At 63.7% G+C, this 10814-nt stretch carries 11 protein-coding genes; 1 reads left to right on the top strand and 10 read right to left on the bottom strand.

Translation table 11 applies throughout. The features are described 5' to 3' along the window. The 5 genes from J4F42_17895 to J4F42_17875 form a co-directional block, all read right to left on the bottom strand. A partial coding sequence (locus J4F42_17895; GenBank protein MCE2487391.1) for a hypothetical protein occupies positions 1-1207 on the bottom strand: 1207 nt, incomplete at its 3' end. A 44-nt stretch (positions 1208-1251) separates the two neighbouring features. Then, entirely contained in the window at positions 1252-2094 is an 843-nt protein-coding gene (locus J4F42_17890; GenBank protein MCE2487390.1) for a class I SAM-dependent methyltransferase, read from the bottom strand. A 122-nt stretch (positions 2095-2216) separates the two neighbouring features. Further along, positions 2217-2975, bottom strand: a complete 759-nt coding sequence (locus J4F42_17885) for an acetoacetate decarboxylase family protein (protein ID MCE2487389.1) — start codon at positions 2973-2975, stop codon at positions 2217-2219. Beyond that, positions 2975-4084 (bottom strand): LLM class flavin-dependent oxidoreductase, encoded by a 1110-nt coding sequence (locus tag J4F42_17880; protein ID MCE2487388.1) that lies wholly within the window; start codon positions 4082-4084, stop codon positions 2975-2977. The genes J4F42_17885 and J4F42_17880 overlap by 1 nt, the downstream gene beginning before the upstream one ends. A 101-nt stretch (positions 4085-4185) precedes the next feature. Then, positions 4186-4965: a hypothetical protein gene (locus tag J4F42_17875; protein ID MCE2487387.1), complete on the bottom strand. Its 780-nt coding sequence runs from the start codon at positions 4963-4965 to the stop codon at positions 4186-4188. Positions 4966-5085: 120 nt separating this feature from the next. Here J4F42_17875 and J4F42_17870 point away from each other — a divergent pair, with 120 nt between their 5' ends. Beyond that, entirely contained in the window at positions 5086-5982 is an 897-nt protein-coding gene (locus tag J4F42_17870) for a hypothetical protein (GenBank protein ID MCE2487386.1), read from the top strand. 31 nt (positions 5983-6013) lie between these two features. Here J4F42_17870 and J4F42_17865 read toward each other — a convergent pair whose 3' ends face one another. The 5 genes from J4F42_17865 to J4F42_17845 all read right to left on the bottom strand — a co-directional run bounded on the left by J4F42_17865 (position 6014) and on the right by J4F42_17845 (position 10801). Next, complete coding sequence (locus J4F42_17865; GenBank protein MCE2487385.1) at positions 6014-6577, bottom strand: hypothetical protein; 564 nt, start codon at positions 6575-6577, stop codon at positions 6014-6016. Positions 6578-6598: 21 nt separating this feature from the next. Continuing rightward, the gene (locus tag J4F42_17860) at positions 6599-7249 is read right to left on the bottom strand and encodes a glutathione S-transferase family protein (protein ID MCE2487384.1); all 651 of its coding nucleotides are present in this window, start codon (positions 7247-7249) and stop codon (positions 6599-6601) included. 131 nt (positions 7250-7380) lie between these two features. Continuing rightward, positions 7381-7614 carry a DUF4926 domain-containing protein gene (locus J4F42_17855; GenBank protein MCE2487383.1) on the bottom strand — a complete coding sequence of 78 codons (234 nt, stop codon included), beginning with the start codon at positions 7612-7614 and terminating at the stop codon, positions 7381-7383. Between the two features lie 5 nt (positions 7615-7619). Continuing rightward, positions 7620-8840 (bottom strand): quinoprotein dehydrogenase-associated putative ABC transporter substrate-binding protein, encoded by a 1221-nt coding sequence (locus tag J4F42_17850; GenBank protein MCE2487382.1) that lies wholly within the window; start codon positions 8838-8840, stop codon positions 7620-7622. A 155-nt stretch (positions 8841-8995) separates the two neighbouring features. Continuing rightward, the gene (locus J4F42_17845) at positions 8996-10801 is read right to left on the bottom strand and encodes a methanol/ethanol family PQQ-dependent dehydrogenase (GenBank protein MCE2487381.1); all 1806 of its coding nucleotides are present in this window, start codon (positions 10799-10801) and stop codon (positions 8996-8998) included. Positions 10802-10814 lie beyond the last annotated feature (13 nt).

The raw sequence follows: 10814 nt of genomic DNA, 5'->3' as shown, positions 1-10814 counted from the left end.
CCTGCGCAGGTTCGAGTCCGGTCCCCAGGGCCAGCAACGGCGTGAGCCCGTCCGCGAGGTCAATCTCGGCGTCCAGCCACAGGTCGGCCCGAGGCTGAACAGACAGGGCCTGAGCAATCCGGCCGCGCAGACCGATGGAGGAGCTGCCGACGCTGGCGCGCACCTCGCTGAGCGCCAGCTGGCCCTGATCCAGGTCCAGCGAGCCGGAGTGAATCACTACCGGCAGCGGCAAGGGACCGATTTCGGCCCGCCCGCCCAACAGCTCGGCCCGCCCGCTTACACGGTCCGGCGCCTGCCATACCAGTCTGGTCAGCGTCGCTTTCCCGGAGCCCAGCCGGCCCGTCCCAAGCGGCATATCGTTGACCTCGGCCTCCCCGGCCAGCTCGAACCGGCGGGTTCCCCGGCCCGTCAAGCGACCGTTAAAATCGAGCGTGGCCTGAGGCCACTGCCGGCCCAGCCAGCGACCAGTCTGATTGAGGCGGAGATTGCGTAGCCGGACTGTTCCGTTCCACTCCAGTTGCTCCAGGCTGGCGTCCGACCGCCAGCCCGCCAGCCGAGCCTGGAGGCTGACCTGGCCCATCTCCTCGTTAGCTCCAAGGCCAAACTGAAGACGCGCAGCAAGGTCCCCAGCGTCGCCATAGCTGAGGTCTAGATCGGCCCCCATCACCACCAGGTCGGCGTCTTGAGCCGGGCTGTCATATCGGAGCTGGCTGTCGTGCAATACCAGGTGGCGCACGGCGAGCTGCGGCGACAACCGGCCATGCTCGGCCCGGGCGCCGGACGTGTGTCCCAGTAGAGCCCCAGCCGCCAGGAGCGGAACAGACTCCGTTTCATCCCCGGCTACCAGACGGATACGGGGGCGCAGGCAGTGGATATAGTGAAACAAGAGTTGGCCGCGCAGCAGAGCCCTCAGGTCAAGGAGGACGTCAACGCGCTCAGCAGTAAAGAACGGCGCAGCCTCCGAGCGGTTTTGGATGACCGGCTGCTCAAGTCCGATGCCCAGGCCGCGACGAAACGATAGCGCGCTCCCGGCTACCCGCACCTCAGCCCCGAGCAGAGCGCTCAGGCGCTGGGTCAGCAATGGCTGGTAGTGGTAGGACAGCCACCAGGCGAGCGCCAGCGCGACGAACAGACAGCCCGCCACGCCGGCGGCAGCCGCAATACACAAGCCGCGCCACAGGCGACGAGGGCGCACGCTACCGGTCAAGAGAGACTCCGCAGGGACACGCGGCCGAGGGCTGAGGGGTCGCTTCAGTCCGCCTGCGGCTTCACGAACTTCAGCGTCATGCGATCACTCTCGCCGATGGCGAGGTAGGTGTCGCGGTCCACGTCCTTCAGCCGCAAGACGGGCGGTAGCGTCCACACCCCGCCCTCGTAGTCTTTGGTATCTTTTGGGTTGGCGTTCACGTCCGAGCGCTCAAGCAGCTGAAAGCCCGCGGCCTGGGCCAACTCAATCGTATAGTCTTCGTTCACATAGCCCGAGGCGGCTTTGGGGTCCTGGGCGACCTCGGGATTGCCCCGATGCTCGACCAACCCCAGAATCCCACCCGGCTTGAGCGCCGTATACATGGCGGCAAACACGTCTGCGGCATAGCCGCCGCTCATCCAGTTATGCACGTTGCGGAAGGTCAGCACCATATCGGCCGAGCCCTCGGGAGCGATCATCGTCTTGTCGGCCGACGGGGCGAGTTCGGTCGTCGTCACCCCGCCGTACAGCTCGGCGTTGGCCGCCAGCTTGGCGCCGAGCGCCTTGACCGAGCGCTGGATATAATCCACCGACGAGTCCGCATCGGGTCCGGCCGCATAGTAGGCGCCCTGGTCTTTAAGGAACGGCGCCAGAATTTCCAGATACCAGCCGGCCGAACCGGGCCAAATCTCCACCACCGTCATATCCGGCCGCAGGCCGAGCCAAGTCAGCGTCTCGACCGGATGCCGGTATTGGTTACGAGCTTTATGCTCGGCCGAGCGATGCTCGCCCTCGGCCAGCGCCTGCAGCGCCGCCTGGACCGGGTCGGCCTGTTCGTGCTGGTCGGCCGACACCGGCAGGCTGAGCAGCAGACCGATGACCACACTTTTCCATATCACGCTCTTCATGCGTCTCTCCTTTGTCTCTCGCTGCCCGACATCAGACGGGCCGGGCACCGCACGCACCGGCCGGGCCATGAGCCCGGCCGGTGGTCTTCGATCAGTCGGGGCAGAACCGCCGAGTCGTCCGTCTAGGCGAGGAGTTTGCGGCTGCCCTGCAGGGCCGGCAGGCTGGGATCCAGGGCAAACCGCAGCCGGGGCAGATCCGTATCACACCGCGTGAACGTGGCGGTCATCGGACTGGTACACCGCAGACGATCGCCCGCGCCCCACGCCTCCGCGTCCAGCGTCTTGAGGTGCGGAATCCCGCGCTGAGCCGCGTGAAAGACATACTCCGGATCGATCTGAACGATCAGCGGCTTTTCCTCGCCTCCCTCGTTGACCCGCACCAGGTGGAGGCTGTCGATATACGTGACGTCCGACCCGGAGATATGCTCCGGATTCTCGGCCTCCATGTCCAGAATCGTCTGGCCGTCCCGCTCAACCCTGCCGATCACCCGGTCGTGACGCGCCTGGAGGCTGACCGTAGCCAACTCCAGCGGGAATCCCCAGCGCATCCGGAGCGCGGCTGCAGCCTGCTCGGAATCGGTGTAGGCACCGATCATATAGGCCCGAGGCCGAATCCCGGCGCGGACGACCAGCCGGACCTGGGCCAGCGCATACGGCCCGACCGGACTGTCGGGAAAGCGGGCCACCGACAGCGTGGCGTAGGGCGGGATGCTCGGATGCAGGGCCGGCGCAGCCAGCCATTCGGCCGGCTCTTCGACCACCTCAAAGCTCAGCTGCAGAATCTCCGCCCCCTTGAGTTCCCACGGATCGGTATCGAGACCGCTCATGAGCGGCGCGCGGGCCGCAGCGGCCTGCACGTCCTGTTTTCCAAACACCGGCATCAGCTCGCTCCTCCACTGGCCGCGGTGGCCTGCGAGTCGGCAAAGGCCGGCATGACCTCTTTGGCAAACAGCCGCAGGCTGTCGAGCACCTGCTGCTGAGGAATGATCTCGGCCGCGTTGAGCATGAAGCCGACCCGGTCCACCCCGCAGGCTTCCCACTTCTTCAGCTCTTGAATCAGGTGGGCCGGGTTGCCGACCGCAATCCCCTCAGGCGCGGCGTTCTGCTCGCCCGGACTCGAAGCCTGGCGGCGCAGGGACGGCAGCAGGCCCGCCGACGGATACGACTTGGCCGGATAGGCTTCCTTGGCCATATCGAGCTGGGCGGCCAGATAGTTGAAATGCTGAATCATCCGCATCCCGGTCTTGGCCCCGGCCTCGTTGTCCTCGTGGCAGTACAGGAAGTTGACCGTATTGACCTGGTTGTTCACAAAGCCGCCGACCGGGTTACAGTTCTGGATCCGCCGCCGGTACTCTTTGACCTTGGCCTCTTGCTCGGCAAAAGAGGTAAACGTCACCCCCAGGCTGCCGATGCCGCGGTCGGCGGCGTCCAACTCGGTGCCGGGGCTGGTGACCGCCACCCACATCGGCGGATGGGGCTTCTGATAGGGTTTGGGCAGTACGGCCCGGGACGGCATGGAGAAGTATTTGCCCTCATAGCTGAAGCGCTCCTGCATCCACATTTTGGGAATACAGTGCACAAACTCATCCCAGCTCTTCTTGGTCTCGTCCGGGTTGGCCCCGAACCCGCCCAGCTCGGTCCAGGTTGCCGAGCGGCCCGTCCCAAACTGCAAACGCCCGCCGGACAGAATGTCCAGGACGGCCGCGCGCTCGGCAATCCGAATCGGCTGATTAAACTCCGGCACACAGATGACAATGCCGTGGCCGACATTGATCTGCTTGGTCTGCATCGCGCACGCGGTCAGGAACAGCTCGGGCGCCGAGCAGTGCGAGTACTCTTCCAGAAAATGATGCTCGACCGCCCAGACCTGATCAAAGCCGACCTCATCGGCCAGCCGGACCTGTTCCAGGGCGTTCATATACACGGCCCGCTCGGATTCCCCATCCCAGGGACGCGGCACGGACAGCTCGTAGAAAATACCAAACTTCATGACGACCTCCTCCAAAAAATACTGGGCTGATCTGCTCTCCGGTTCATCCGTTTGTCTTAGCGCATCCGGGGGCGTACGGTAAAGAGCCGAACGCGGCGGCGTCAGCTTTTCCGAAACGGGGCCAGGGCTTCGGCAGCCTGGAGCGTGGCCTGCCTGAGCAGGACCAGGTCGGTGCCGTACAGCAGATACTGGGCGCCGCTGTTCACCACGGCCTGGACGCTGTCCGGTCTGGTCAGCGCCCCAGCCGTGGCGATCCCGCGCTCCTTGCACAGCGCCCGCACGCGGCCGAGAATATCGCGCAGCTCCGGCCGATCAAACTCGCCCGGAAACCCCAGGCTGTGGGCCAGATCCTGAGTGCCGACCAGCGCCAGATCAAGGCCGGGCTGCAAAATATCGTCCAGGTTTTCGACCGCCTGCGCGGTCTCGATAATGACACCCAGCAGGGTATTGGCGTTGGCGTGGGCCATGGCCTGGACCGCATCGACATCCTCGTAATCCGTGTTGGCGCCCAGGTAAATCGCCACCCCGCGTTTTCCCTGGGGGTGGTACTTGGCCAGTTCGATAAAACGGCGAACCTCGTCTCCGGTTTTGACATGGGGCACAATCAGGCTCTGACAGCCCGAGTCCAGCAGTCGGGTGACGTGCTCATATTCCAGGTCCGGAATACGCACAACCGGGCTGAGCCCGGCGGCGTGGGCGTGATGCACCAGCTCGACGACCGTCTCCAGGTTATAGGCCGAGTGTTCGCTGCAGATCATGACGAAATCCATGCCCGCCCGCGCCAGGGTATGCAGCACCCCCCGCCCGCGGACTTCCCACAGCAAAGTCCCCAAGGCCACGTCTCCGGCTTTGAGGGTTTTCTTGAGCGTATTCTCCCGCATAGGCTTGTCCTCCTGGTGAGCGATTATCCTGCCCAAAGCCAAACCCAGTCAAGCAGAGAAAAATGTTTCTTTGTGCTATGACAACGGCACGCTCAGCAGGAAAGGCGGTAGACACGGATCATGATCACAGCAAGCAGCCTGCTCCTCCCGGTGCTGTTTCTGGCCCTGACCGGCCTCTCGCCGGAGGGTGGCCCCGAACACACCCGGGAGCGGGCAAACCTGTACGGCGCGGTCCACAGCGTCAGCAGCGAAACCGCCCAGTACGTCCGCCAGGCTGAAGAGTGGGTCGAGAGCGTCCGGGGCCAGCGGCAAATCGACACCTATGACCGGAGCGGGCGCCTGGTCGAGCAAGTCCTGTACAACCCCGACGGCACCCACTTTCAGCGCAAGGTGCGCAGCTACAGTCAGGGCGGCCGGCCCAGCCAGGAAATCGTCTACGCCCCGGACGGTTCCCTGTGGCACCGTATGGTCTGGACCTATGACGAGCACGGCGCCATGACCACAGCCGCCCGCTACGAGGCCGACGGAACGATCCTGTCCAAGGAACTCTTCAGCTATAACGGGACGCTGTCCAAGCCGGTCGAATCGATCAGCCAGGACAAGGACGAGACTTTTTTCGGCCATGTCGTGTATCGCTACGACGCTGTCGGACGGATGGTCGAGCGCAGGTGGGTTGACGACGAACGCAAGCCCGTATCACGCAACGTGTACGCCTATGACGCCCGGGGGAATCTGACCACCATCGAGGTGTATGACCGTCAAGACGCACTCATGTCTCGGTGGGTGTATCGCTATGATGACAAGCGGAATCGGATCGAGTGGCTGGATTATCATCCCGACGGCAGCCTGGCCGGCCGGCAGGTCTATCGCTACGAATTTGACGAGCGGGGCAACTGGACCAAGAAAGTGATTGCGGACTGGGTCGGCGACGCGCAGACCGGCGCCCTCGAGCCCTCAGAGGTCGTCCATCGGGTACTGCGCTATTATCCGGCCGAGTCGAATGAAGGGCAACGATGAGCGCAGTTGTTCTCGACTGCTCAACCGCGTCTCAGTCCAGGTCTACGGTCAGGCGGTGGCCGGTGAAGGTGTTGTCAAAACCGCTGATGGGAACCGCGTCGGGATCGAACGGATCCTGGTCCAGGGCGAAGGCTTCTCCGGCATATTCGCCGCTGACCTCTTGCAGGTCTCGGCTGAAGGTCATGACATAGCGAGCGCGTACCACCTCGGTGGCCCTGCCGGTGGCCTCATCAATGCCAAAATCGAGGACGCTGGCCGTAATCTCCCGGCGCCCGGAGCGCTTCCACACTCCGTGCTGGTCGCTGAAGCTTAAGCCCGGAGCCTGTTGGTGGGAATGGGTGCCGGACCAGTTCCCGTCTGCGGTCAGCGAGATCAAGCGCAGGGAGACTGTCTCGGCATCGCCGTCACGAATCAGGTAGGTACCCGCAATACGCGTGGCAAAGTTGCCGAACCGTGGCCCCCTATGTCGCGGACCATAGGCGTCAGGCCAGCCCGGCCCGGACCACCGCCGGGCCGGATCGGCATAAGCGTCAACCGCACCCAGCCCGAACACGGAGGTCAGGACAACGGCGAGAACGAAAGCGTATCGCTTCATGACTGACCGCCTGTGAGCAATTCAGGCTCCCCGCATCTGACCTTTGGCTTTTTCATGCAGGCTCGCGTCTGCACTCGGCCGGGCACTGACCCGCTCGAACCAGGCCGTCATGTGTGTGAGCTGGGGATTGATCGTCTGGCCGACCCCGGCGCCGAAATCGAGTGCGCTGTATAAGACAATATCAGCCACAGTAAAACGCTCACCCACGATGAAAGACTTGCCTTCTATCAAGCCGTCGAGCCAGGCGAGTCTTTCCTGGACGATCTCCTTGAGGCCAGCCGCAGCCTCGGGTAGACAGTGCAGGCGAGTCTTGAACATCTCCAGGCCCTCGGCGTAGCGAAAGCCGTTATACAGGTGTTCGGTGATGTTCATCTCGACGCGGCGTTGCCACATTCGGGTCTGGGCCTTCTCTTCGGGCGTGCTGCCGATCAGGGCCGGGCTCGGATGCAGGTCTTCCAGATATTCACAGATGGCGACCGTCTCGGCCAGGTAGCTGCCGTCGTCCAGCTCCAGAGACGGCATCTGGCCGCCGGGATTCTTGTCGGTATAGGGCGACTTGCGGTTATCGCCACCCAGGATATCGAGTTCAACAGTCTCCAGGCTGATGCCTTTTTCGGCCATGAACATACGGACACAGCGGGGGTTGGGACCGAGCGAATTGACGAGCTTCATGGTGACCTCCTGTCTAAGTCTGAGTGCTGAACGCGGTGTATCCTATTTCGTCGGGCCGGCGCAAGCCGAGGCAAAGAATCGGTCCGCGCCGCCGATTGAGCACGATCCGGCGTTTGAAAATGATTGGGACATTAGGCCGGTTCTGGTGGCGATGGTGGTGGAGAGGTCAGAGGCTCGTAGTGCAACACCATGAGCTGATCGGGACGGAGGCCGACTGACTCGTAGGTCCGCCCTTCCCGGTCGCAGAATTCTACTTCAAACGCGGCGCCGTCGGCCAAAACGGCAACGATTGTCCCCACTTGCCCACGCCACAGATTGTACTCGGGCAGGTCAGCCGTGAGGGCCACCACGTCAAGAAGTTTCACATACGTCACCAGGTCACTTTGTCCGGGCTGCCTTTGTACAAGGACCGCACATAGGCGATGATCTTCCAGGCCTGGTCGGGATCAATCGAATCCTTGTAAGACGGCATCTTGCCCCGGCCTTCCATGATCTGTTGCATGACATCGGCGTCCGTGCCCTGGCCAACGCTCCACTTGGCATCGTTGATGCTCGGCCCCATGCCTCCCCCACCCCGCATACCGTGACAGCCGTAGCAGTTCAGCATCTTGTAGTACTCTTCGCCCTCGGCAATGGCCGTCGGATCGCCGGTAAACGGATTCTCGTCCGCGTTTTGCAGGTCGCCGTTGGAGGTTGCGACAAGCTGCTGTCCCGCTTCCTGGACCGGGGGCATCTCAGCCTGAACGGTTTGCAGGAGCGCGTCCGAGCTGGGCGCGCGGGCCGACGGCTGCTCGGTCTCACCTCCGACCAGGGGCACCCCGTAGTCTTGCAGAATAGCCCGGATCGGCCGGGCATGCTGCACCAGCAGGGCATCCAACTCGGCTTTGAGGGTCTGGTTGCCCCGACGCACGCCCATGGCGATGTCATACCGAAACGGCAGCCGGTCCGAGCCCGCGTCCGCAGGCAACGGGGTCACCTGCAAGGGCGGCGTGTGACGCTGGGCGAAATAGCCCGCAATCGGTCCCCAGACCAGGGCCGTATCGATCTCACCCGCAGCCACCGCCTCCACAATTTTGCCCGGCGGACTGTCCTCGGCGTAATTACCGAACACACTGTAGCCGACCACATTCTTGACCAAGCCGCGCTGGCTGAGCGCATGGGCGGGCGGACTGTTGGTGTAATCGTCGCCAATCAGATGCACGCCGATGCGCAGGCTGGCCAACACCGCATCGTCCAGAGAGGTCAGCCGATAGGCGGCGGCGGACGGATACACAAAGGCGTAGGTTGACCCGTAGTAGGGCCGGGTTGTCAGCACCAGCTCGTAGCCAGACGGTACGCCCATCACCACCTCACACCGGCCGGCGTTCAGCGTACCGCGCAGGAAGCCGCGCCGCTGCGGCCACCAGGTGTAGGCTACCCCGCCACCCCGCTCCTTGGCCAGCAACTCGGCAATTTTGTTCTCAAAGCCCTGCTGCTGCCGGTTCGAGAAGGGCAGGTTGTTAGGATCGGCGCACACGCGCAAACCGGGCGGACTGCCCGGGGAGTCCGCAGCGCGACTCGGCGCGGCGAGTAATACGACGCAGCCCAGCACGGCCAGCCCGGCGGATAAAAAACGGCAGGAGGCGTCAGCGACGGAAGAGTCTCGCAACAACATGGGACAGGAGAGAGGCAGGCAACTTGCGACCTTGCGACGGATTCCCCCTCTCCCCACAGGGAGAGAGGGAGGATACCGGAGAGTGGGCCTGGCTAGGAATCAAGCCCGAACACGTACAGCATGCCGCCCTTGTTGGTGTCCTGGCCCAGCTCGCCAAAGGCGCCGACCGCGCCCAGCGCTGCGGTCGGATCGTCGGTGGCCAGATCGCCCGCCACCACCAGGCCCGACCAGCCGCCGATGCCCGACAGAATAGCCACATACTGTTTGCCGTCCGGCCCAAGATAGGTCATGGGCGCGCCAATAATGCCCGAGCCGGTCTTGAACTTCCACAGCTCTTCCCCGCTCATGGCGTCAACCGCCTTGAACCAGCCGTCCATGGTGCCGTAGAACACCACGTCACCGGCGGTGGACAGCGCGCCGCCCCAGGCCGACCACTTTTCCTTGATGCCCCACTTCTTCTCGCCCGCCACCGGATCCCAGGCGATGAACTCGCCCCGGTGTCCGCCCGGTCCGGGCGACATATTCACAATCGCCCCGACATACGGCACGCCGGCCATGTAGTTGACCTGCATGCCCTCGTACTCCATACACAAGTTGTTCGTCGGCACGTATAGCAGGCCCGTCTTGGGCGAGTAGGCGGCCGGCTGCTGGTCCTTGGTGCCCATGGCCGCCGGGCAGATGTCGGTCACATTCTCGCCCTGCCTGGTGCGCTTCTCCGGGTTTTCAATCGGCAGCCCGGTCTCCAGATCAACGCCCGTGGCCCAGTTCACATGCCCGAACGGCTTGGCGCTGATCAGGGTGCCGTTGGTGCGATCAAGCACGTAGGCAAAACCGTTACGATCAAAGTGGATCAGGACCTTCCGAGCGCCGTTGCCGTTCGCGCCCGGCAGGTCAATCAGAATGTTCTCATTGATGCCGTCATAGTCCCAGGCGTCGTGGGGGGTCATCTGATACGCCCACTTGGCCATGCCGGTGTCGGGATTGCGGGCAAACAGCGTCATCGACCACTTGTTCGCGCCCGGCCGCTGATCGGGATTCCAGGCTCCGGGGTTGCCGGTTCCGTAGTAGAACAGGTCCAGCTCCGGGTCGTAGCTGTACCAGCCCCAGGTCGTGCCGCCGCCGCGCTTCCACTCCTCGCCCTTCCAGGTTGACAGACCCAGGTCTTTGCCCTGATGCGAGGCGTAGGGCGACGAAAAGTCTTCCCCGATCAACACCTCCGAATCCGGCCCGGTGCTGTAGGCCCGCCACACCTGCTCGCCGGTGTTGATATTATTGGCGGTCACAAAGCCGCGCACGCCAAACTCGCCGCCGCTGATGCCGGTCAAGACCTTGTCCCGAACCACCAGGGGCACCATCGTGATCGTCTGGCCCTGGCCGATATCGCCCTGTTTGACCTTCCACAGCTCTTTGCCGGTCTCGGCGTCCAGGGCAACCGTATGGGCATCGAGCTGATTGAAGAAGATCTTGCCCTCGGCGTAGGCCGCCCCACGGTTGACCGTATCGCAGCAGGCAACCGGGATGGCCGCCTCGTCCTGCTCGGGCGCGTATTTCCACTTGATCGCCGGCCCCGGTCGGGTCAGATCCAGGGCGTACACGATGTTGGGGAAGGGCGTGACCACATACATAATGTTGTCGACGACCAGCGGAGCGCCCTCATGGCCGCGCAAGACACCGGTCGAGAAGGTCCAGGCCGCCTCCAGATCCTTGACGTTGTCCTTGGTGATCTGGTTCAGCGGGCTGTGACGGGTCATCGCATAATCCTTGCCGGGCAAGACCCACTGGCCGGGCTCCTGCTGCATCTCGACCAAGCCCTGCGCATCGGCCCGGGGGACGACCCCGAACAGGAATCCAAACACCAGAAACGCTGCCACAAACCGGCTCAATCGCTGTTGCTGCATGTCCACCCTCCTT

The organism is Desulfurellaceae bacterium, from assembly GCA_021296095.1.
GTDB lineage: Bacteria > Desulfobacterota > Binatia > Bin18 > Bin18 > JAAXHF01.
Note: the sequence above shows the minus strand (reverse complement) of the source record. Positions and strands in the feature narration are given on the sequence as shown.

Bases quoted from the DNA above. Each gene is read 5' to 3' on its own strand.
- J4F42_17890 (MCE2487390.1), bottom strand. From the start codon at position 2,094: ATGAAGAGCGTGATATGGAAAAGTGTGGTCATCGGTCTGCTGCTCAGC.
- J4F42_17885 (MCE2487389.1), bottom strand. From the start codon at position 2,975: ATGCCGGTGTTTGGAAAACAGGACGTGCAGGCCGCTGCGGCCCGCGCG.
- J4F42_17880 (MCE2487388.1), bottom strand. From the start codon at position 4,084: ATGAAGTTTGGTATTTTCTACGAGCTGTCCGTGCCGCGTCCCTGGGAT.
- J4F42_17875 (MCE2487387.1), bottom strand. From the start codon at position 4,965: ATGCGGGAGAATACGCTCAAGAAAACCCTCAAAGCCGGAGACGTGGCC.
- J4F42_17870 (MCE2487386.1), top strand. From the start codon at position 5,086: ATGATCACAGCAAGCAGCCTGCTCCTCCCGGTGCTGTTTCTGGCCCTG.
- J4F42_17865 (MCE2487385.1), bottom strand. From the start codon at position 6,577: ATGAAGCGATACGCTTTCGTTCTCGCCGTTGTCCTGACCTCCGTGTTC.
- J4F42_17860 (MCE2487384.1), bottom strand. From the start codon at position 7,249: ATGAAGCTCGTCAATTCGCTCGGTCCCAACCCCCGCTGTGTCCGTATG.
- J4F42_17845 (MCE2487381.1), bottom strand. From the start codon at position 10,801: ATGCAGCAACAGCGATTGAGCCGGTTTGTGGCAGCGTTTCTGGTGTTT.